This is a genomic window from Paenibacillus sp. P36 (genome assembly GCF_045866505.1).
Lineage (GTDB): Bacteria > Bacillota > Bacilli > Paenibacillales > NBRC-103111 > Paenibacillus_E > Paenibacillus_E chondroitinus.
The window spans coordinates 5,845,633-5,870,419 of record NZ_AP038372.1 but is presented as its reverse complement, the minus strand read 5'-3'; the positions used below and the strand labels follow the sequence as shown (position 1 = coordinate 5,870,419).

Below are 24,787 nucleotides of genomic sequence, written 5' to 3'. Positions count from 1 at the left end.
CATGGGATTTTCCATGTCCGGCTTTCTCGTTTGTGGGAGGAATTCCAGGAGTCCGGGCGAATATCTTTTTAATGATCTGTTTGCTGTCACTGTCAGGCAATCATCAAATTTGATTTAGAGGTTAAGGAGATTTCAGAGAGATGCCAGAACGTAATGTTTTATGGAAGCTTTGGGGAGTATCGCTGTTATGGGGCTTTAACTATGTTGCAAGCGCCTATTTGCTGCGAGATTTCTCGCCTATTTTTTTATCATTCGCCCGACTCGTTGTTATGTCACTGTTCTTAATTTCTGTAGCGGTCATTAACAAATCCATCAGACGCCCAACCTCGCGGGAGTGGGGACTTCTATTGTTTGCCGGTATTTTTGGGACTTTATTCAACCAATTGTTTTATTTTACAGGGCTGCAGCACTCAACAGCGGGCAACGCAGCGCTCATTATTGCGCTTTCTCCCATAGCTACACTGCTGTTATCGCGCTTGTTTCTGAAAGAAGAAGTCACATGGCTGAAGCTTTGCGGATCTGTCGTAGCTTTAGTTGGTGTTGTATGTATAGTCCTTTACGGAGGAAAGACACTCGGTATTTCAAAAGGCGATGTATATTTGCTGCTCGCTATGCTGGGTATGTCGATCAGCTTGTTGTTCATTCGCAGATTAACTAGTGGGATGAGTTCCTACGAGGTAACGATATATTCAACGGTTATTGGGACCATTTTAATGTCACCTGCGGTAGGAGTTGAAGCGCTTCAAGGTCATCTTCACGCGAGCCATCACTTGCTGACTTGGTTATTGCTAATCGGCGTAGCCGTCATTGGCCAAGGGGTGGCTGGCTTTTGGTGGAACCAGGGCATCGCCGTCGTCGGGCCGTCTACTAGCGCAATGTTTATGAATATCCCGCCATTTATCGCGATCATCGTAAGCTTCTTCTTATTGGGCGATCCGATTCGAGCGGCCCAAGTAGGCGGGGGCATTCTGATTCTGGCTGGTGTTATGATAGCCAATATGAAACGCCGTCAGCCCCGGGAAATAGGGGCGGGAATTTAACAAATAAGCAAGCAGGTGCCAGTCGGGTATCTGCTTGTTTTTGTTTGAGATAAACTATTTCTTGGGAAATAATTCATGAATTCTTGTACGCAAAGGTAAACAGATTTCGACACTCCTATTTCGACTGTAAATGCAACTCTATCAATCTAGAATACTATTAAAAGCATTTTATCCTTGGAAATAGTGAGGAGATGGCGATATGGTAAATTTAGATTTAGAGTTGGTATACAGTCCAAAACAGGTGCATGAGCATCTCCGGGTAAGCGATTCCAGTTTACGCAAATATGCGATGGCGCTTGAAGCAAGAGGCTATAAGTTTCGTAAAGAAGATAATGGCAATCGGATTTTTACGCAGCATGACATTGATATTTTCGAAATCCTGAAACAACGGCTGGATGCTGGTCAAAGTATGAAGACTGCGGCAAGCTCAACGATGAACCATGTTCGCAAGAACGTCCCAAGAACGCTACCCGTTCCTGTGGCGCCAGCGGTTACCCCGGCTGCTCCTCAAGCATCCCAAGCGGTAACCGAGCGTTCTCCAGACGTCTTCAAACAGAAGTTTGAGGAGGGTTTTGCGATAATGCTGGAAGACCGCATCCATACCGCGATGAAACCGCTCATCGAAGGGGTCACTCAGCTAAGCGGTCTTGTAGCGGATTTGACCAGCCAGAATAAACAGCTGCTAAGCCAAAATCAAGAGCTAAGAACCATGCTTCCAGCTCCTCGGGACGTAGAGGAAGAGAAACGTCAGCAGCGAGAGCTCGTAGATGAAGTGAAGGTGCTGCATGAAAAACAAAAGAAGCTGGAGCAGCAGCATTATGAAGAACTGAAGCGTCAGAATGAGGAAATTCAAAAACTGATTCCACCTGCGCCAGATCTCGATAAAGAACGCAGCGAAAGAACCAACGAGTATCTCACCATCCGCAGAATCAATCTGGCACTTGAGAAGGAAGCCTTCGAGCATTGGAATCGTAAGCCGGAACATGAACGGATTCGAAAGATTGGCTTATTTAAGAAAGAAGAAAATATTGAAGTGCGTAACCAGTTCATAAAATCCTATATGGATGAATATTTTGAAGATCGGTTACGCGGTGAATTTGCGCAATAAGAGAAGGAAGCAAGCTAATTCTTTGAGTGAGAGAGCTCATGGAATTAGCTTGCTTTTTTCATTCGCGCCCCGCCAGTCCGCCTCGATCCATCCCGTGCCGATCCATGGGAATTACCTGGCGCGCGAACTCGCCAGCCAATTTTAACGGACACCACAGACGTTAATAGCGTAAATTTCGCCCTGTTTCACATCTAACGGACACAGGAACCGTTATTTGCCGATTTTGGGTTGAAATTGCGGTAGAAACAAGCAAATAGCTGCGCTGGTGTCCGTTAGATTTTCAAAACGGCTATATTACGCCGAATAAGAGCGTCTGAGTCCGTTAGAAAGTCGGGGGAGCGCTGCCAAGCGATGGCAACCCGGCGTGTTGTCGGTCAACCTCTGTTATTACGCAGTTGAGCTAGCAGTTGGCTGAAGGGTGTGCGGATGTGCCTTTTTTCGCTTTATTAAGAGTTTGTAATTGACCGCCGAGCAAAACGGTGGTAATTTATCAATGTTTATCCATGTTTCCTTTCAAGAAATCGAACGATCTAATCGGAGGTATCACAATTCGTGGAAAAAGATATGATTACAAAGGAACAGACGCCCATGAGCAAACCACGGGCTCTCCTTGAAATATTGGCCGTGTCCGCGAAGTTAGGCGTAACTTCATTTGGCGGGCCGATTGCGCATCTCGGTTATTTTCATAACGAGTACATACGTCGCCGCAAATGGTTGAATGAGCAGGACTATGCCGATATCGTTGCCCTATGCCAATTTTTGCCCGGTCCGGCAAGCAGCCAGGTAGGCATAGCCGTTGGGATCGTTCGCGCAGGCATGCTGGGCGGATTGACAGCTTGGCTTGGTTTTACACTGCCATCGGTCATTGCGTTGGTACTGTTTGCCTTATTGTTGCAAGGGTTTGATATTGGCAGCACCGGTTGGATTCATGGCCTCAAAATTGTTGCAGTAGCTATCGTCGTGCAAGCTATTTTGGGCATGGGGCAGAAGCTTGCTCCTGATCGCAATAGAGCAACGATTGCCGTTCTTGTTGCAGCTGTTACCGTCCTGTGGCAGACAGCTATTAGCCAAGTCTTGCTTATAGGCATTGCGGGGATTGTAGGAATGTTTTTGTATAAAAATACGTCGATCCCGAATACGACAAGCCTCTCCATTCCGATTAGCCGAAGCGTTGCAATGCTCTCCTTGGGGGTTTTCTTTGGACTCCTGATCCTGCTTCCTTCACTTCGGCAAATGGTTCATGTCCAGTGGTTGTCCATGTTCGATAGTTTTTACCGGTCAGGATCGCTTGTTTTTGGCGGGGGCCACGTTGTTCTCCCCATGCTGGAAAGGGAAGTCGTCCCGACAGGGTGGGTCAGCAAGTCGGACTTCCTAGCGGGATATGGTGCCGCGCAAGCTGTCCCTGGACCGTTATTCACCTTCGCAGCGTATCTGGGGACGATGATTGGCGGAGTGAAAGGGGCGATTATCGCTACGACAGCTATTTTTCTTCCGGCGTATCTTTTAGTCGTAGGAGCATTGCCTTTCTGGCATACTTTGCGTAAAAGCGCTAAAGTCCAAGGAGCATTAGTCGGAATTAATGCAGCCGTTGTTGGCATTTTGCTTGCTGCGTTATATAACCCGCTTTGGATCACGGCTATCCTAGCTCCCGTAGATTTTGTTTTGGCCATGATTCTGTTTGTGATGCTTGTCTTTTGGAAGCTGCCCCCTTGGGTTGTCGTCATCGCTGGAGCCGTAGGCGGAATGCTGATCAGCTGATTTAATAATGTTAAGCCTGAGCAATCAGGCTTTTTAGCATTTGCAAATTTTCAGACATTTAACTTGATTACGCATTAGATTTAATCTAGATTTTACAGGCAGATTGTAAACTAATTATTGTGAAGACCAAGAATGTAATGGACGAGCTATTCTAACATAATGGGGGGCTGAACGTATGGGAATCCATGCTTATTTTAGGTCTTTAAATGATTTAGAAAGAATTATTCGCTGTCCAGGCAAGTTCAAGTTTGAGGAACACAGTGTCGCGGCTCACTCATGGAAAGTCGTCCAATACGCCAAAACACTCGCAGATATTGAAGAGAAAAACGGCGCTAGCATCGACTGGAAAAAGCTTTACGAAATCACAAGCAGCCATGATTATGGTGAGATATTTATTGGGGATATCAAAACGCCTGTCAAGCACGCATCCCCTGAACTTCGTTTATTGATTCAAAAGGTTGAAGAAGGCATGGTCTATAACTTTATTGAAGAGCAGATTCCTGAGGAATTTAAAGAAATTTTTCATAATCAGCTTCGTGAGGGCAAAGATCATTCGCTTGAAGGGTTAATTTTGGAAGTGGCAGATAAAATGGATCAGGTGTATGAAGCATTTGCTGAACTTAAAAGGGGAAACACGGAGAAGGAATTCATTAAAATGTACCGTGATGCTCTTATCAAAATAAATACGATTCCTTTACATTGCGTTGATTATTTTTTGAAAAATATCCTGCCGGATATGGTGAATGACGAAATTACTTCATCGGTAGATATCAAAAGAATCACAGAAGAAGCTTTATCTTATCGTGATCAGAAGTGAGAAAGTCTTCCCGGCAAAAAAAGGGGGCGTATCTATGTTAATTGCTAGTATTCTCCCCCTCTTGCTTCATTCTATTCACCCTCTCATTTATTTCAAAGTCCCCATTAACGCGGCTCCCCAATCTGTAAATTTCATCGAGTTATCCTAAAATGTATGAAGCAAATGAGTATATTAATGAATGAAGGCGCATTCTAAAAGTAACCGTAATGGCTATTGACCGTATACAGGTCCGCGGCGATAAAGACTGCCGCTCTGCTTCGCAATTCATCCCCTTTTCCGCTATGCATTCCCTTCAATTTTTCACCTTTAAAGGTATTTGGCCGGTCAGAGGCGAACTAGTCGATGATCAGCCATTTTTATAATCAATGGAGGGAATACGTTGAAATTACATCTTTTTCACGCGCTGTGGGGCATGACAGGTTCGCTTAGCGAGCAGCTGCATCGCGCCAAGCAGCATGGCTACGAGGGAATTGAAGCACCTATGCCAAGTCAAGAGCAGCAAAATGAATTTATTGAGTTGTTAGGCGAACTGCAACTGGCATACATACCTCAGATTTTTACATCCAATCATCATGAAGAATCCTTTCAAGAGCAAGTCGAGCGGGCGAAGCAATTTTCCCCTGTGCTCATCAACTCTCATAGTGGAAAAGACTATATGTCGGAAGATGAGCAAAATCGTTTTTTCGAACAAGCATTGCGAGTGGAAAAAGCGGCTGGCATTCAAGTTGCGCACGAAACACATAGAGGTCGTGTTATGTTCACTCCGAAAGCTACGGCCAGAGTGCTGAAATTGTTCCCGGATCTGAAAGTCACAGCAGATTTCAGCCATTTCACATGTGTATGTGAATCCATGTTGGCCGATCAGCAAGAGGATCTTGCTCTGATTAAGAGCAGAGCTCTGCATGTTCATGGAAGGGTCGGCTTTGAGGAAGGTCCGCAAGTGCCGCACCCTGCAGCTCCTGAGTATGCTAATCATTTGCAGCAATTCGAGACATGGTGGGATGAAATGTTCCACAACCCGATCATCCCGGCGCAGCCATTTGCAACGTTCACGCCTGAATTCGGCCCGCCAGGTTACATGCCGACATTACCTTTTACACGTCAGCCTGTGGCGGATCTTTTTCAAGTGAACCACTGGATAGCTGAGCGAATTCGGAAAACATACGAGTAAAAGGTAGTGGGGGGAGTCGCGCTATGCGGCTCTTTTTTAAGTCATAAAAACGAGGAGGCTGACGCAGATGCCAGAAATAACAAATCCTATTGTGCCCGGATTTTATGCAGACCCTGAAGCTAGAACCTATGAGGGCAAGCATTGGATTTACACTACGCGATCCATCACGGAGTATACGAGCCAGATGAATCTGGATGCATTTAGCTCTACGGATTTGATTCACTGGAACAAGCATGAAGCTATACTGGAAATGTCAGATTTCCCATGGGTGTGGAGGGCTGTTTGGGCACCGACGATCATTGAAAATAAGGGGAAATACTACCTCATATTTGCATCAAACGATATCCAGTCCAATGATGAAATCGGCGGATTGGAAATGGCCGTGTCGGATAATCCGGCGGGGCCGTTTAGAGGATACTTAGGAAAACCGCTGATCGATCGTTTCATTCACTCGGCTCAACCGATTGACGCCCATCTTTTTAAAGATGATGACGGTACCATTTATCTCTATTATGGAGGTTGGGGGCACTGTAATGTAGCGAAAATGAATGAAGACATGACTGGCTTTGTTCCTTTTGAAAATGGGGATACTTTCCTTTCTATCACGCCGGAAGGGTATGTCGAAGGCCCCTGCATGATTAAAAAAGGGGACCTTTATTACTTCATGTGGTCCATGGGAAGTTGGGTGAATGGCACTTATCGGGTGGCTTATGGCGTAAGCGATAGTCCGCTGGGACCATTTGAGAACCAAGGCACGATTCTTCAAAAACAAGAACCGATTGCCGAGGGACCCGGCCATCACGGTTATTTGTATTTGCCGGAAACGGATGCGTGGATCATTGTATATCATCGTAGAATGATAGGAGATACTGATCCTGGAAGCAGGGTTTTATGTATGGACAGGCTGCACTTTGAGGATGGCGCAATTATTCCCGTTACGATGACGGATAACTGGCAAACATCGCATTAAACGCGGAGGTATAGCAGATGACAAAACTAGATGAACTAAGAAATGGCATAGACGAAGTTGACCAAAAGATCATTGCACTGCTGGCTCAAAGATTTCAATATACAGAAGAAGTCGGCATTTATAAAGCGGAGAATCACCTGCACTCGCAAGATGTCAGCCGTGAAAATCAACAGTTTCAGAAGATTGCTAAGCTCTCGGCTCAATACGGACTGAACCCTGACTATGCTTCGGAAATTTATAGATGCCTCATCGATATCGTCATTTCACGGCACGAAGAATTACTCAAAACGACATGTAAATAGAGGTAAAAGTGAGCCGCAGCCGGACATGGGAAGTTAATTCCTGTGTCTGGTTTTTTACTGTAGATTTGTGCAGCGGCGGTTGGTTTCAGAGCTACGCGATATTGTTGGGGAACTACAGGGCGTTAATTTGCTCAAATAAGGCTTTTGAGCGAGGGAGAGGGAACTAGGGACCGCTATTTCTCAACTTTCGGAGCGAAAACTGGGTTTGGCGGGCAAATAAGATCCTGTAGTTCCCTCCAGCACGCCAAACACCGCTTTTTTGCAAAATAAGCGACTGGAGTTCCCTTATTTTGCGCGGGCGAGGAAGGGGCGGGCAAGGCAGATCAGGTCGGAGCAAGGCCGGGCCGGGCAAGACAACGCCGTTTTAAGCAAAATATCCGAAAATAGCAAATTTACACCTGATAGTCTAAATACATGAATGCCGGATTTTTTTATATTGGAGGTAATGAAAGGAAAGGGGCACTCCAACGTGAAAGTAAAAAAAATGATGACAGGAAGTTTATTGACCGTGTTCGCTGCAACGATGATAGTAGGGGGTTCAGCATCAGTTTCAGCAGAGGATACACCCTCGTATACGCTGACAGTTCTTACGGATAAGCCGTCCAAAGGAGAAAATGTGGAGGTTCTCATAAAAGGACATCAGCTAAAAGATGTCTATGCGTACGAAATCAATCTGGATTTCAATCCGAAGCAGCTTAAATTAAAAGAAGCTACGACGGAGATTCCTGGATTCTCGGTTCCTCCCATTGTGAAAGATAACCATATTCAGCTCGCGCACACACGTATAGGCCGAACGAAAGGCGACGATGGCGAACAGATTTTGTACAAGTTAAAGTTTGAAGCGATAGATGAGGGGAAGGCGGAGCTGGCGATCGGCAAGGTCAAATTGGTCGATTCCATTCTAGCAAGCACGGACCAGGACTCGAATGCCAAAGTGGCTGTTGATATTAACGATTTGTTCCCATTCGATGATCTGGGAGATTTTACGTGGGCCAAAACAGCGATTGCCTTCCTAGCTGAGAAGGGGATTGTGAATGGAACGGCTGAGCGCACTTTCAGTCCGGGCCAGCCTGTTACGCGTGCCGATTTTGTGGTTCTTCTGATGAGAGCCTTGGAGGTAAAAGGCGGATCTGGCGAGCGCTTTGACGATGTGCAGCAGGGTGAGTACTTCGATGAGCACTTATCTGCTGCAAGAAGCTTAGGTATTGTAGAAGGTGACGAGTATAATAACTTCCATCCGAGAGAGTCTGTAACTAGAGAGGACATGATGACCCTCACGGCTCGTACCTTAAAAACGCTGAATAAGCTCCCCGCAAGTAAAGGGACATCTTTAGCTGATTCGTTTAACGATACTTCAGAGATTTCGGATTATGCGATACAAAGTGTTACAAATCTAGTGGAGATGGGCTTGGTAGATGGTTATGGCGAGGGCATTCATCCTAAGGAATTTACGAATCGCGCTCAAGCGGCTATGCTGATTTATAAACTGTTGACTGCAAAATAATTATCGGCAAAATGACTGTGAAATCGCATCAGGGAGGGGCTTTATTGGCGGAAATGCCTAAGAGCAGCCTCCTTTTTGTCTTTGCGCTTGTTCTTTACATAGCCGCAAGCATCCGAAGCGAAATGGCAAGAAAACGTACAAAAAGGCGGAATAACCTAAATACTTCCTGTCTCCATTGTTACATAATGTATCTGTAATATTCCAATGAATAGGATGAAAGGAGTTAATGTGCAAAAAAAGCGAGGCTAATAGATTTCAATGCTCGCGCCCATTCATCATTTATGTAATCAGGAGGCTGGAATAGGATGAAGTTAAAGAAGACGTTTAATCTGCTGCTTATTGCCGCTTGTGCATTCGGAACGATCTCAACGGCTCCGTTGATGACCCTTCAAGCTCAAGCAGCGGAAGTAGCGAATGAGCCTGTCGTTCACGGCTTAAAAGGGGAGTACTACACAAGTTCGGGTTCACCGCAGTTTAACTTTGGCACGTTAAAGTCAACCGTACTTGATCCCAATTTGGACTTTGGCAACTTGGATCCAGCGTTTGGGATTTTAACCGGTCAGCAAGATAATGTGAATGTACGTTGGAGCGGGTTCATTGAACCCCAGTTTTCCGAAGATTACACGTTCTCCATCATTGGTGACAATGGCTTCCGGCTCTGGATTGACAACAAACTGGTCATCGATCATTGGGTCAACGATTGGGATAAAGAGCAGGTTGCAGCGCCGGTTTCACTGGTTGCAGGGCAAAAATATGCAATTAAGGTTGAATACTTTGAGAATACGGGCGGATCTAACATTCACATGCGTTGGTCGAGTCCATCCACACCGAAATCGGCGATACCGACTGAGGCGCTTACTCCGCCAAGCGGTTTCTCCTATGGGGGCAGCGTAGCCGTCAATGGAGCGACAGCGGAAGTGAAATTAGATAAACCTTTGCAATCGCTTCCAGAGGGATTTGTTAATCATTTCAACGTCAGTGTCATGGGCAGCAACTGGCCGATCGCATCGGCAGCGCTCAAACAAGGCGATAACAGCACCATCGTGGTTACTTTCCAGTATCCGGTGTATTCGAAGGATGTTTGGTTAGTTAAGGCAAGTTATGACGGCCAGGCGGGCCTTGAAGATCAGGATGGCAGAGTCGTTCAGGCATTCGATAAAATGTTGAAAAACGATTCTACATATCAAATCACGACGCCATGGGCGAGCCAAGTAGACAAGGATCATGTCCTTCCAGAATACCCTAGACCGCAGCTCGTTCGCGATAAATGGCAGAACTTGAACGGAGAATGGCAATTCCAGTCGGCTAAGGTCGGGGAGGCGCTGCCAACCGGGCAAACTTTGAAGGAAAAAATCGTTGTTCCTTTTGCTGCGGAGTCGGTGCTTTCCGGCATTAAACGCGTAGAAAATCTCATGTGGTATAAGCGTTCATTCACGGTTCCAAATGATTGGAACGGGCAGCGCGTGATGCTGAACTTCGGCGCTTCCGATTATTTGACAACGGTTTATGTCAACGGTGTGAAGGTTGGCGAGCACAAAGGCGGTTACACTTCATTTAGCTTCGATGTCACTGATCAATTAAAAGCAGGCGATAATGAACTGATCGTTCATGTGCTGGATAATACGGATATGGGGGACGATCAAGCTGTCGGTAAGCAAACGGTGAAAAAACTCGGCGGCATCTGGTACACGTCGGTCTCCGGGATTTGGCAAACGGTTTGGATGGAGCCTGTCGCACCGGCTCATATCGAAAAGCTGGACATGACGCCGGATCTTACGAATCAAACGTTAAAATTAACCGTTCCTGCGGGAGCCGCTAACAATCTCACCGTTGAAGCCATTGCGACGAAGGACGGTCAGGAAGTTGGAAGAATCAGCGGTCCTGCCGGTACGGAGCTGAAAGTTCCAGTTCCGAATCCTCGGTTATGGACGCCGGATGATCCTTTCTTGTACGATTTGCAAGTTCGCTTGAAAAACGGGGATCAAGTTGTCGATCAAGTTAACAGCTATTTCGGAATGAGGGAGATCAAGCTAGGGAAAGTAGACGGCATTACAAGACCGCTGTTGAACGGCAAATTCGTCTTCCAAATGGGGCCGCTGGATCAAGGCTTTTATCCGGACGGTATTTATACAGCACCGACGGAAGACGCTTTGAAATATGATATTCAAACCGTGAAACGAGTCGGTATGAATATGATCCGTAAGCATATTAAAGTAGAGCCGGCTCGCTGGTACTATTGGGCGGATAAGCTGGGCGTCCTCGTTTGGCAGGATATGCCGAGCTTGGAGGATCGCCAAAATAACCATGGCGCGGATATCACACAAGCTGCCAAAACGCAGTGGCTGAAGGAATACAAAGAAATGGTCGACCAGCTTCGCAGCGTGCCATCCATTATTGAATGGACCGTCTTTAACGAAGGCTGGGGCGAATTCGATTGGGGCGGACAGCAGACGAAGGATGCGACCAATTATGTAAAAAGCCTTGACCCGACGCGTTTAATTAACAACGCAAGCGGCTGGCAGGATTCCGGTGCAGGCGACTTGGTTGATATGCATGCTTACCCGGCTCCAAATTCACCGAAGCCAACGGACACACGTGCTGCTGTACTCGGGGAATATGGTGGGCTCGGTCTGCATACACCGGGACATGAATGGAGTCCGCTCGTATTCTCGTATCAAGAGATGAAAAGCAAAAAAGAGATTACGGACAAATACATCGATTACATTAACCAATTGAAAAATCTCAAAGGAAATCCTGGCTTGAGCGCAGCGGTTTATACGCAGATCAGCGACGTCGAATATGAGATTAACGGCTTGCTGTCCTATGACCGCAAAGTGGAGAAACTCGATTTTGACCGGATCGCCAAAGCTCACCGCGAGTTAATCGGCACGGTTACGGCGGGCGATTTGTCCAGCGGCATTCAAGACGCTGAGCTCTTTTTCAGTAAGCTCACCGCAGGTACGAAACCTGGCCAATATCCGCAAGCTGTAGTGGATCATTTCCAAGGTGTCATTCAATCCGCTAAGCAGGTACTTGCCGACAGCAATGCCACTGCGAGCAATTACCAGCAAGCGCTAAATGACCTGAAAGCTGAGAAGGATAGCGTTTTCGCTAGTGTGAATGATCCGCTTCCAAAAGGCTCCACGGTGGATAACTTCGACAGCACTACGCTAAACAGCAATTGGAGTATTTACCGTCAAAATAACGCAAATTGGAGTCTGACTACCAATCCTGGCAAGCTGACGATTCAAACGCTTACAGGCGATAGCTTTGGCAATTCCAATGCGCTGAAAAATGCCTTCTTGCAAAACGCGCCTAGCGGCGATTTTGTCATCACGACGAAGGTTGATGCGCAGGTAAGGAAGAACTACCAGCAAGCCGGGCTGCTCGTTTGGCAGGACGAAGATAACTATGTGAAGTTTGGGCATGTGTGGGATACAGACGGCGCAACAGGGAAATCCCTGGAATCCGCTTTCGAGAAAAATGCCACATACACCAAAGCCGGGCATATGGCGACACATCCAGGTTACGATACATCGTACCTGCAAATCCGTAAGGTAGGTAACGTTTATACGACCTATTATTGGGATGGTTCCAGCTGGAAGCAGGCTGCAGACCCTGTTACTGTTCAATTATCGAATCTCAAAGTAGGATTCTATGCATTCTCCGCAACTGACGGGACGTCTATCCCGGCTAAGTTCGATTACTTCTCGGCCGGTCCGATTGTGAATGATCCTTCGGCTTCGTTAACTGGACCTGCATCGGTCACAAGCGAGCAATCGTTTGATTCGACACTTGGCCTGAACAGTGTCACGCAAAGTGTGTATGCAGGAGACGTAAGCGTTACGTATGACGCGAGTCAACTCGAATTTGTATCCGCAGAAAGCGTGAAAAGCGGTTTAGAGCTTCTCGATAAGAAAGTAACGCCGGGTTCGGTCCGTCTCATTACCGTAAATGTGAGCGGTACGAGTATCAACGGCGATTTGCTGAAGCTTCATTGGAAGGCGAAGACGACTGGGGAGGATATCACCAGCACGATTACACTTTCTAATCTTGTTTTGGCGAACGGTGAAGGCGTAGAAACGGCTGTGGACGGTACCACGCAAAGCATTCGCATACTTGCTAATGTCGATAAAACAGCGTTGAACTCTCTCATCGCTACTGCGCAAAGCAAGCATGACGGTGCGACGGAAGGTACAGCCGTTGGTCAGTATCCTGTTGGCGCCAAAGCGCTGTTGCAAGCAGCTATCGACAAAGCAGCCTTGGTTGCTAACGATGCAAATGCGACGAATGCGCAGGTTGCACAAGCGGTTACTGAACTGAATGATGCGTTGCAAGCCTTTAACCAGTCGGTTGTTACTGGCAATTCTGGTGACACGAATGGCGACGGTAAGTACTCAATCGGCGATCTGGCTATTGTTGCAGCCGCTTATGGCAAAACGTCGAAAGACGCAGATTGGGATAAGTACAAACAAGCGGATCTGGACAACAATGGTCGCGTTGACCTTGTCGACTTGGCCATGTTGGCACAGAAAATTTTGGAATAAACGGGTAGTAAAGTCGCCTAACTTCAGGATTTATTGGGGTTGGGCGTCTTTTTTTGCGCCATCAGATGCCTTGTCCTGAACTTTTGTCAGAATCGCGCAAAGTTTCGCCTAATCGCGTAAAGACGCCCTTTTTTTACATGGATATAATCAGGGTAAACAACGTTCAGGGAGAGGTTCACATGAAAAAGATGATCAGTGTGCTAGTTGGCATTCTACTGCTAAGCTGCTTGCCATTGTATCTGCATTTCGCACACAAAAGTACGGAACCTGATTCAGGCGGCGACGGGCAGCGTTTGGATGTCCACAAGCTGGAGAGCATCGTGAATTTGGCAAGCTCAGGGGAAAAGGCAGGCACCAATGATGTCAAAGCGCCTTCTTTTACCTTAAAAGCACTGGACGGTTCGTATCACACGATTGGGGGCAAACGAGAGAAGCCGGTTGTCATTCATTTCTGGGCCAGTTGGTGTGAAGCCTGCTCGGTTGAGGTGGCCACGCTGCGTAAACTGTATGGACAGTACAAGGATCAAGTTGATTTTCTGGGCATTAACGTGTCCACCGAAGAAAAGCCGGAAAATATTGAGAAGTTTGTCAAACAGAACAATCTCAAGTATCCAATCCTGCTGGATGAGCACAAACACGCTGCTGATTTGTACCAGCTCCATGCGCTGCCAACTGTTTTTCTAATCGATAAAAACGGCTATGTCATGGATACGTTTCACATGGTAGATCCGCTGGAACTGGAAGAAAAGATCAGGCATCTTGCGGAGCCTTAACAGCTTTCAACTTTATGGAAAGGAGGAGACAGCTTGACGGCTGACGGCTTACATAACAACGTGGCTGTGTCTAATTACAAGGGGTAAGGTTTGATTTATTTTAGGAAAAGAGGTGTCCTGTGTTAAAAGGAAAAACGGTAATCGTCCAATTGCTTATTTTTGCTTTATATTTGACCATGTTATCTCCCTATCCGGTGCAGGCGGCGGAAGTGGAAAAAATACCTAGCTATTTTGCAGATCATTTCGATAAAATGAAGATAAACGATACATGGAATGCCATTGAAGGCCCATGGTCCATTGATGCTGGCAGGCTGTCGGTAGCGAAAGGCCAAGGCTATAAAGCGATCTCCAACAAGGATGACATGAGCGACTTTACGATAGAGTCAGATATTCGTGTGGCTGATCGTAATGGAGACGCTGGCCTTTTATTCCGAACCGTAAGCGCAACACCAGGCGCTGATAATGTGCGTGGTTATTATGCTGGGCTTAGCGCGACCGGAACAGGAGCGGTCATGCTTGGGCGCATGAGCAACAATTGGACGGAATTGAAGCGTTCCAATGTAACCATCAATCCGAATACGGATTATCGTTTGAAAGTTTCTGCAGTAGGCAGTCAAATCAACGTTTATGTCAATGATGTGTTAGTTTTGCAGCAAACTGACAGCACGTACACACAAGGTAGTGTTGGCGTTAGAATGTACAATTCAACGCCATCGTACGACAATATTGTAGTGAAATCCGTGGGAGGCGATACGTTGTTATCGGATAACTTCGATACGCCGGCAGAACAAACGATTGAACATTGGAATGTGGTGGATGGAAGCTGGAAATTGCAATCCGGAGCCATTACGGTCAATAAAGGTGACGGTTACAAAATGCTGGCTCAGGACGCTGAATTCCAGGATATGACGCTGGAAAGCGATATTAAACTGCCGAGCGATACAGGTACAGGAGATGCGGGACTGCTCTTCAAGACACAAAGCGCAACACCCGGGGCCGATAATGTAAAAGGTTACTATGCCGGTTTAAGCGGTGATGGCAAGGTCACACTTGGCCGCATGAACAATAACTGGACCCCGCTGAAGCAAGTCAAAGTGTTCGATACGATCGATCCGAATCGTTACTATCACATGAAGGTCGTGACGTATCAGAATGACATTAAAGTGTATGTCAACGATTCCCAAAAACCCGTCCTCACCTTCACGGACGACAGCCCGCAGAAATATACGAAAGGCGGAATCGGTTTACGAAGTTACCGTGCGCAGGCAAGCTACGATAATGTCATCGCAAGTGAATATGTGGTGCCGGACAAAGAATTCACTTCACCTGTAGCGAATAAGGATCCGCTGGTGCAAACGCCTTTTATCCCGCTGCCGCTTGGTTCGGTTGAAGCCAAAGGCTGGCTCCTGAAGCAGCTTGAACTTCAGCGTGATGGAGCTACCGGATATGCTGAGGATTTATACGGAGAACTTAGTACGAACGCAGCATGGCTTGGGGGCACAGCACCAGATTCTGATTGGGAGCGTCCAGTCTATTATTTGAAGGGACTAGTGCCTCTAGCTTACACACTGAAAGATCCGAACTTAATTGCCAAATCCCAAAAATGGATTGAAGCCATCTTGGTGAGCCAGCAAGCGGACGGTTCCTTTGGTCCCAAAAGCAGCGATGATTGGTGGCCACGCATGGTCGCGCTCTATGTCATGAAGGATTACTATGAAGCTACGAATGATGCTCGTGTGCTTACGTTCATGACGAACTATTTCCACTACCAAGCCGCTCAATTACCGGCTCGACCACTCAGAGACTGGGGCAAGGTGCGGGTTGGCGATAATATTGATACGGTACTTTGGTTGTACAACCGGACGGATGACGCTTTCTTATTGCAGTTGGCTGATACACTGGCTGGACAAGGGTATCCGATCACGGATACGTTTACGAACGATGGTTTCCAGAATTTCGGCAATGACTTCCAACCGACTCATTCTGTTAACGTGAATGAAGCGATTAAAATGCCGGCTATTTATTATCAAAGATCACATGACAATGTGGATCGTGATGCCTTCCAAGCAGGCGTTGAGAATTTGACCAAGCATGCACAAATTACGGGAATGCCATCCGGTACAGAGATGTTAGCCGGTATTGCGTCTACGCAGGGCGTAGAGCTCTGTGCGATTACCGAGCGGATGCAAAGTAATGAAGAGGCGGCCATGATTCTCGGGGATCCTCACATTGGTGATGCGCTTGAGAAAATTGCCTTCAATTCATTGCCGGGCGCGATGGATAAGGACTTGAAGCTACATCAGTATTATTCATTGCCGAATCAGGTCGAGAGCAATATTGCGGATCATGGCTTCAAACAAAACTATGATAACGGGATGATGCCTTCCCCGACTTCCGGTTTCCCTTGCTGCCGTTTTAATATGCATATGGGTTGGCCGTATTTTGTAAAAAATATGTGGGCAGCTACGAAGGATGGCGGACTTGGCGTTATTGCTTACGGCCCGAGCCGCGTTTCGACCAAGATTAAGAATGCCAATGTAACGGTAGAAGAAACAACGAACTATCCGTTTGAAGATCAAATCGGGTTTGAAGTGAACACGTCACAATCCGTAAGTTTTCCACTCAAGCTAAGAATTCCGGCATGGGCGGATCAACCGACGGTTACGGTGAACGGCCAAGCTCAGCCAGTTGTGAAAGCGGGAGAATACCTGACGATCGACAGAACATGGGCGACAGGCGATCGTGTTGTTTTGACAGTGCCGATGAAGTTGAAAACATCGACGTGGGTTAACAACTCGGTCGGGATCGAACGCGGTCCACTCGTGTTCTCTCTTCAAGTGGAAGAAGACTGGCAAGTACAATCGAATCCGATTGCGGCCGTGCCAGGATTTAATAGCACAGCGCTTGGGTTCAGCCAGTTCCGCGTGCTTTCCAAAACACCATGGAACTACGGGTTATTGATTGACCGAGAACATCCGGAGGAATCCATTGAGGTTGTGCAGGGGCCAATGCCTGAGAATCCTTTCATCCAGGCGACTAGTCCAGTCAAGCTGATTGCCAAAGCGAAGAAAATTCCTGCATGGGGCAAATCGGCCAACAATGTAGAAGCCTCCGAGCCGCCAATCGGGCCGCTGCTTTCGGCAGAGCCGACGGAGAACATTACGCTGGTTCCATATGGGGCGGAGAACTTGCGGGTCAGTTATTTCCCGGAGGTGACCGAGAATCCGGACGCCGCCGCTTCCATTAAATATGAGGCTGAACAAGCCGAGTTGTTCAAAGCAAAAGTGAATACAAACAACAATTATGCATCCGGTAAAAGCTATGTAGGTGAAATTGACTACGCGGATAGCTATGTGAAGTTTGGCGATATTCAGGCCGCAGCAGCCGGTACTTATACGGTTGATGTCTGGTTTGCCAATGGCAGTGATTTTACAGCTGCGACAGGTAAAATGCTCGTGAACGGCAAGGAACAGTCGTTCAAGCTCCAAGGTACTCAAAACTGGGGCAGGTTTATGGCGATCCCTGTGAAAGTCGAGCTGAACGAGGGCTCCAACACGATCACGTTCATGAAAGGCACCGGTTTCTATGAGTTGGATTATATTGTCGTGAGACCGCTGCAAGCCGCTGTAACCGAACCATCTACTCCAGCTTCTGCGACTTTGACGGGACCTGCCGAAGTTCAGGCGAGTGATCCATTTGACGTTGAACTAGGATTCACAAGTGTTACTGAGCGTGTGTATGCCGAGGATTTAAACATTAGCTACAACCCTAATCTAGTGGAATATGTAGGTGTAGATGAGCTGAAGGAAGGATTTAAAGTTGTAGATCAATTACAAACTCCCGGTAAGGTACGTATCATTATGGTTAATTTGGGAGCAGGCAATATCAATGATCACTTGCTGAAGCTGAAGTGGAAAGCCAAATCCATTGCCCAACCGAGCAGCACGAACATCACGTTAACGAAAGCTGTTATAGCTGATGCCAACGGTGTAGAAACACAGCTCGATAGTGTTACGCACAGCTTGCAAATCGCAACTGTCGTTGACAAAGCAGCCTTGAACAATTTGATTGCTCAGGCACAAGATAAGCATCAAACCGCAACCGAAGGCTCAAGTCCAGGAAACTATCCTGTTGGCTCGAAGGCAGCTCTCTGGTCTGCGATTAGTCAAGCCAAAGCCGTCGCTGATAATACGGCATCGACACAAAGTGAAGTCGAGCAAGCGATCGTGGCATTGCGTGAAGCTTTGAACAGCTTCTTGAATTCAGTCCTAACGGCCAGCCCTGGAGATACGAATGGAGACGGCAAATATTCCATCGCGGATCTAGGCATATTAGCGGCCGCCTACGGGAAGTCTTCCAAGGATGCGGACTGGGAGAAGTACAAACCATTTGATTTGTTTAACGATGATCAAATTGACATTAAAGATTTAGCGATCATGGCGCAAAAAATTCTGCAATAGGCGTAACAGGGGACGTTCCGGACGGATCACGAGGTGGATCTGTGCGGAGCGTCTTTCTTTTAAACGGATGAATGGTCTGCGCTGAATCGGATTCTTGTCTGAAAAGTATAAAGGAAAACCAAATAATCTAAATACAAAAAGTGCTGTATCCTTCATGATTAAGATAACCACAGCATGGTTACATAGGTGATTTAAGGGGGAGGATTTGGTTTGAACAGAGTATTTGCTTTTCAACACAAACAGATTCGACAAGTATGGGCGTATATGCTGCTCTTATGCATGGCAGTCACGTATTTGCCTGTTGCCTCGGTTTCGGCGGCGGCAGGAGATCCATTGCCTGTATTTCGAGAGGATTTCAGCGATGGCAATGCAGATGGCTGGACAACCTATGGGTCGGCGGATGCCGGGAACAGAGGGACTTGGACGGTTAATGCAGCCAAGCAGTATAAATCGACTGGCGCACCTGGCTTAAAGACGGTGTATGAAAGCACAAATTTTAAAGATCTGGTCTATGAAGCGGATCTTCAAGTTTCTGGGATCAATGATGATCAATCGGGGCTTTTGTTCCGGGTCACAACGCCAACAGGTAACGTGCCGGATGGGTATAATGGTTACTTCGCAGCTCTGCGTGTGGACAAGACCCTTATGCTTTCGAGGGTAACCGGGGCGGGTGGCAATGAATATAAGGAATTGCAGAAAGTACCGTATCCTTATGCGAGCGGTCATATGAAAGTCGTCGCGGTAGGCAATCACATTCAGATCTTCGTTGAGGATATGAATACCCCTAAGATTGATTTTATCGATAACGACGGCAAGCAGATTACATCCTCCGGTTCGATTGGCCTTCGAACATGGTGGGGTGGGGCGACCTTCGATAATCTTGAAGCCAAAGAATATAGCGCTGCAGCGACGTTTGCGCCTGAGTTCAGCGTAACGTCCGGGGTTTACGACAGTGCACAGCAAGTTGCCATGACTTCGGCGACAGACGGGGCGACGATTCGGTACACGCTTGACGGCACACTGCCGAATGCGGCTTCTCCCATCTACACGTCACCGATTGGGATAACATCGGATACGATCCTTAAAGCCTATGCTGAAAAAGCAGGGGAAATGGTCTCGGATGTGGTGACAGCCTCGTATATCATTGCGCAGAGCGAGCAAGTTTTCGCGGATGATTTCAGCGATGGCGTTGCAGACGGCTGGACGAATTATATGGGGGCGGCAGTTGGTACTCCGACATCCTGGTCAGTAACACAAGGTGTTTACAGCTATATGGCTGTGAATCCAAGAGGTGCAAAGTCAGTCGTGGATGCGGTTTATCAAAATTTTGTGTTTGAAGTGGATGTGAATCCGCAGGATGCGATAGCTAATAATAGCGGAGTCATTTTCCGGGCGACGGCGCCGGCTGACGGCGTAGATAAAGTTAATGCATACTACGCTGGTATGAACGCTGCTGGAAAGCTTCAAGTCGGCAAAATGAGCACAGCGGGTGCGTCTGGCACCTGGACGGAAATCGCGTCAACGGTTGTGAGCGGTGTCAACCCGAATGCCTACAATCATCTGAAAGTGATTGGTGTTGGGACGTATTTTTACATCTATGTGAATGATAAGCTTGCATTTGATTTTACAGACGCAACGTACGCATCAGGTACTGTTGGGCTGAGAGCTTGGAACGATGATAAAGCGGTTACCTACGACAATGTCTCTTTGCAGCGCTTGACGACGGTTGTGCTGCCAGTTGCAGCACCGGTCATCAGTCCAGCATCGGGTACGTTCCCTAATACGCAAATCGTCACATTGACGAGCTCGACCGCAGATGCCGATATCCACTTCACTTTAGACGGCAGTTTCCCTACAGCTGCATCGCCTGTTTACAGTGGACCTATCACTTTGACGGCAACTACGACGGTGAAAGCTTACGCGACCAAAAGCGGCATGCTCGATTCAGCGGTGCAAAGCGCTACGTTTACGTTAGTCAGCCGTACTTTCTCGGATGATTTCAACGACGACAATGCGAACGGCTGGAAGACGTACCAAGGCACATGGAATGTATCCGGCAAAGCCTATCAAATAACGGATAAAGGTCCTGGATACAAATCCGTAGCGGATGGCACTTCGTTCAGCAACTTTGAATACGAAGCAGATATCACAATGAAAGACGGCGTAAATAACGATAATGCCGGTTTAATCTTCCGTGTTACGGATCCTAGCAATGGCGGAGATAATTTGAAAGGCTATTATGCAGGAATCACTTCTAATGGCCGTGTTCAATTGGGCAAATTCAACAACAACTGGAAAGAACTTGCCTCCATTTTATATCCGATCCAGCAAAATAGAGCCTATCATATGAAGGTGACGGCAGTAGGCAGCCATATCGATATTTATATCGATGGTGAGCATATCGTAAGTGCGGTAGATACCTCCTATACGACGGGAGCTATCGGTGTCAGAGCGCACTTTGTTGCAACCAGCTATGACAATCTATTTGTCAAAGACTTGGGCGAGGTTCAAATGCCGACCTATGACTGGTCTTGGGTAAAAGGCGCAGTTTTCGTGCCAACGAATGTGGTGAACCAGATTCAACAATGGAATGAGTACGATCATGACATCAACGATCGTGAATTAGGATATGCGCAAATGTATGGCATCAATTTTGTGCGGGTTTTCGTGCATAATTTGTTGTGGAAAGATAACAGCGCCAAGCTGCTTGCCAATCTGGAAGATTTCTTGGCCCTTGCCGACAAACACGGCATTAAGGTCGAGCTTGCTTTCTTCGACGATTGTTGGGATGACTATCCGGTCATGGGGCCTCAGTTGGCACCTAGATACGGTGCGCATAACAGCCGTTGGGTAGAAGGCCCGGGAGATGCGGTGAAAGCGAACTATGAGGCTAACAAGCAAGATTTGAAGGAGTACGTACAAGGCATCGTAACAGCGCATAAAAACGATCCGAGAATTGCTTTCTGGAACATTTATAATGAACCAAGCAATGGCGAGACCGGTCTTATGGATCAAATCACGAAGCAAATTATGAACGATGCGCGGATTTGGATCAAAGAAATTGATACCGTACACCCGGTTTCTTCAACAGCCGGTCAATTTAGCGGTGAAGCTACTTCGGACTTCATTACTTGGCATCCCTATGAGGCGGACTATCCGACTCCTTACGGGGTCAGCAAGGGAATTCTTGCGGACGAAGCCATGAACCGATCGACACAAACCGTTCCGGGCATCGTGGAACACTATGGGAATAAAGGCATTGGCTACGTCATGTGGGAGTTTGGTATTGGCCGGGATAACACACGTTTCCCTTGGGGATCCGACACGAATCCGATGACTTCGGAGCCGACGATGCCTTTCCATGGAATCGCGTATCCGGATGGACATCCGTGGGATGTCAATGATATTAAAGCGTTGACAGGCGCTGCTTTTGACACGCTGCCACTATTCAATGTGAACTATTACAAAGATGATCAATTTACATCGTTAGCCAAATCTTCCATCACGCCAAAAATTGATTTCGACCTTGGGGATGAGAAGGGAACAGGAGCTTCCGATCCAAGTGTCGGCATTGGCGAAGACCATTTCTCAACTCGATGGATGGGGACCGTGCAGCCTGCGAATACAGGAACTCACACGATCTATGTTGATAGCGACAACATCGCTAGAGTGTGGATTGGCGAGACGCTGGTCGTTAATAAAACAAGCGGTACAAGAGAAGAAAAAACCGGTACGATTACCTTAACAGCCGGCCAACAGTACCCGATTAAAGTCGAGTATGTGCATGCAACGGGCGACGCAAGCTTACATGTGAAATGGTCGCACGCGAATTTGATTAAACAAGCCTTAACACCTGTTTATTCAGGCAAAAGTGTGCAGTCAGTTACCTTGGATGCGGCAACGTTAACTGTAAAGGTCGACGAAACGAAAAAACTGACAGCTACGATTGCGCCTGAAGATGCTTCTAGCCAACAGTTGACGTGGAGCTCCAGCCACACAGGTACGGTGAGAGTTGACAACAACGGATACGTGAAAGGGATTAACAAAGGAACAGCGACCATTACGGTTACGGCAGCGGGAGGCGTGAGCGCTTCAGCCGTGGTGACGGTTACGGATAGCGGTACGTTTAAAAACCCGATCGTACCTGTCTCCAGCGGTGCGGGTTCGGCGGATCCGAGCGTTGTATTTAAGGATGGCTACTACTATTATGTCAAATCGGAGAATGACGGTTCAATTCAGGTGGCGAAAGCCAAACGCTTGCAGGATATCGGAATTGAACTTCGCGTAACGGTCTATACACCTCCTGCCGGACAAATGTATTCGAAGGAACTATGGGCGCCTGAAATTCAGTATTTGAATGGCAAATGGTACATCTATGTCGCAGCGGATGATGGCAACAATAATAATCACCGAATGTATGTGATCGAAGGCGATTCGCAAGACGCGCAAGGGACTTATACAATGAAAGGAAAGATTGCAGATGCCACAGACAAATGGGCTATTGACGGCACGGTCCTAACGAAAAGCGACAACTCCATGTACTTCGTATGGTCTGGCTGGGAAGGCGACACGAATGTAAGTCAAAATTTATACATCGCTCCAATGAGCAATCCTTGGACAATTAGCGGACCTAGAGTTCGGGTGTCTACGCCTGATCAAGCTTGGGAGCTGAAAGGCACGCCGCCTAGTATTAATGAAGCTCCGGAAATTTTGATGAAAGATGATAAAATTTTTATCGTTTATTCGGCAAGCGGCAGTTGGACGGATGATTATACGTTAGGCATGTTGACGAATACGGATGGCGATGTGCTGAATCCTTCTTCTTGGACGAAGTCGGGTCCTGTATTCAGCAAAACTCCGGGGGCCTTCGGTCCGGGACATAACAGTTTCACCAAGTCCCCGGATGGTACGGAGGATTGGATCGTGTACCACGCTGATCTGAAATCTGGCGGAAGCTGGGGCAATCGTAGCGTACGTGCGCAAAAATTCACCTGGAACCAGGATGGCACGCCAAACTTTGGCACACCGGTGGCATATGGCGCGTTGGTTCAAGAACCATCCGGCACGCCGTCCGTCTCCCTGTACAGCTATGAGGCAGAGGACGCTGTTCTTGGCGGAAATGCAAAAGTCAACAGCTCGGACGACGCTTCCGGCGGCAAAGTAGTCGGTTATGTGGACACGGCTGGCAGCGACTATATCTTATTTAACGTCAACGTAGAAGAAGCGGGTACGTACACCATGACGGTTATGGCTTCTAACGGAACGGGTGGCACGGTCATTTCCCAGCACGATGTTTCTGTCAACAATGGCGCTAATCAAGTGATTGATTACAAACAATTCGGCTGGGGACGTTACAATCCGTCTTCCATAACGGTAACGTTGAATCAAGGATTGAACACGATTAAGTTGACTAAAAAAACGAACTTTGCTGAAGTCGACAGGCTTATTCTTGAGCTTAAGGAGGCAGCAAATCCAACAGGGAACAAAGCTGCTCTCTTGGCAGCGATCGCTTCGGCTCAAACGAAGCATGATCAAGCCGTTGAAGCTGATCAAGATGGCTTCTATGCGGTAGGCGCCAAAGCGGCCTTGCAAGCAGCCATTGATCAAGCAGTGCTTGTTGCAGGCAATGGTGCTTCAACAGAGGAACAGCTCATTGCGGCCATTAACATGCTGGCAGAGGCAGTTTCGGCCTTTGAAGCGAAGAAGATTAATACCGACCTTAATTCGGGAGGCTTTAGCGTGGGCGATTTAGCGATCGTTGCGGCAGCGTATGGCAAGAAGCAAGGCGATGCGGATTGGGAAACGGTAGGGAAGAAAGCAGACGTCAACATGGATAACAAAGTGGATATCGCAGATCTTGTCATTGTTGCGAGAGCAATCATGCAATAAACAACTGTCCGGCCATTCAATTGGCCGGACTTTTTGTATTTGTTGGCGGGAAGAGGGGGCTTGGCAGCGTGTAGGGAACTATGGTCCTCTATTTGGACTAAGTACAGCCAATTGATGAGGTAGTGGGAACTACGGTACACTATTTTGTCCTAATTGGTTGAATTGCTGGCTCCATCGAGCAAATAGAGCCCTGTAGTTCCCCCCCCAGCGCTAAATCCGCCTATTTTAACCGGAATAACGCCCTGTAGTTCCATATGTCAGGAGGAGGGGCCGGGCGAAGTGGTGTGGAACTGTAGTTCCGTATGTCAGGAGAAGGGAGGCCGGGCGAAGTGTTGGGGAACTGTAGTTCTGTTTGTCAGGAGGAGGGGGCCGGGCGAAGTGGTGTGGAACTGTAGTTCCGTTTGTCGGGAGAAGGGAGGCCGGGGAAAGTGTTTAGTAACTGTAGTCC

General features: G+C 47.5%; 12 protein-coding genes. All 12 read left to right on the top strand.

Going from position 1 to position 24,787, the window contains the following annotated elements; all coding sequences use genetic code 11:
- Positions 1-140: 140 nt before the first annotated feature.
- The 12 genes from ACKTT9_RS26385 to ACKTT9_RS26330 all read left to right on the top strand — a co-directional run bounded on the left by ACKTT9_RS26385 (position 141) and on the right by ACKTT9_RS26330 (position 24,339).
- Positions 141-1,040, top strand: a complete 900-nt coding sequence (locus ACKTT9_RS26385; RefSeq protein ID WP_407868234.1) for a DMT family transporter — start codon at positions 141-143, stop codon at positions 1,038-1,040.
- 199 nt (positions 1,041-1,239) lie between these two features.
- A complete protein-coding gene (locus ACKTT9_RS26380) occupies positions 1,240-2,148 on the top strand; it encodes a hypothetical protein (protein WP_407868233.1) in 909 nt (302 codons plus the stop codon).
- A 588-nt stretch (positions 2,149-2,736) separates the two neighbouring features.
- Positions 2,737-3,906, top strand: coding sequence for a chromate transporter (locus tag ACKTT9_RS26375; RefSeq protein WP_407868232.1), 1,170 nt, complete (start codon positions 2,737-2,739; stop codon positions 3,904-3,906).
- A 175-nt stretch (positions 3,907-4,081) separates the two neighbouring features.
- Positions 4,082-4,723 (top strand): YfbR-like 5'-deoxynucleotidase, encoded by a 642-nt coding sequence (locus ACKTT9_RS26370; RefSeq protein WP_407868231.1) that lies wholly within the window; start codon positions 4,082-4,084, stop codon positions 4,721-4,723.
- Positions 4,724-5,102: 379 nt separating this feature from the next.
- A complete protein-coding gene (locus tag ACKTT9_RS26365) occupies positions 5,103-5,894 on the top strand; it encodes a sugar phosphate isomerase/epimerase family protein (protein WP_407868230.1) in 792 nt (263 codons plus the stop codon).
- Between the two features lie 67 nt (positions 5,895-5,961).
- Positions 5,962-6,864, top strand: coding sequence for a glycoside hydrolase family 43 protein (locus ACKTT9_RS26360; RefSeq protein ID WP_407868229.1), 903 nt, complete (start codon positions 5,962-5,964; stop codon positions 6,862-6,864).
- Between the two features lie 17 nt (positions 6,865-6,881).
- On the top strand, positions 6,882-7,166 hold the full coding sequence (locus ACKTT9_RS26355) for a chorismate mutase (RefSeq protein ID WP_407868228.1): 285 nt from the start codon (positions 6,882-6,884) through the stop codon (positions 7,164-7,166).
- Positions 7,167-7,635: 469 nt separating this feature from the next.
- Complete coding sequence (locus ACKTT9_RS26350) at positions 7,636-8,670, top strand: S-layer homology domain-containing protein (protein ID WP_407868227.1); 1,035 nt, start codon at positions 7,636-7,638, stop codon at positions 8,668-8,670.
- A gap of 305 nt (positions 8,671-8,975) precedes the next feature.
- Positions 8,976-13,217 (top strand): PA14 domain-containing protein, encoded by a 4,242-nt coding sequence (locus ACKTT9_RS26345; protein WP_407868226.1) that lies wholly within the window; start codon positions 8,976-8,978, stop codon positions 13,215-13,217.
- A 179-nt stretch (positions 13,218-13,396) separates the two neighbouring features.
- Entirely contained in the window at positions 13,397-13,990 is a 594-nt protein-coding gene (locus ACKTT9_RS26340) for a TlpA disulfide reductase family protein (RefSeq protein ID WP_164819437.1), read from the top strand.
- A 119-nt stretch (positions 13,991-14,109) separates the two neighbouring features.
- Positions 14,110-18,450 carry a family 16 glycoside hydrolase gene (locus tag ACKTT9_RS26335; protein WP_407868225.1) on the top strand — a complete coding sequence of 1,447 codons (4,341 nt, stop codon included), beginning with the start codon at positions 14,110-14,112 and terminating at the stop codon, positions 18,448-18,450.
- A gap of 210 nt (positions 18,451-18,660) precedes the next feature.
- On the top strand, positions 18,661-24,339 hold the full coding sequence (locus ACKTT9_RS26330) for a family 43 glycosylhydrolase (protein ID WP_407868224.1): 5,679 nt from the start codon (positions 18,661-18,663) through the stop codon (positions 24,337-24,339).
- Positions 24,340-24,787 lie beyond the last annotated feature (448 nt).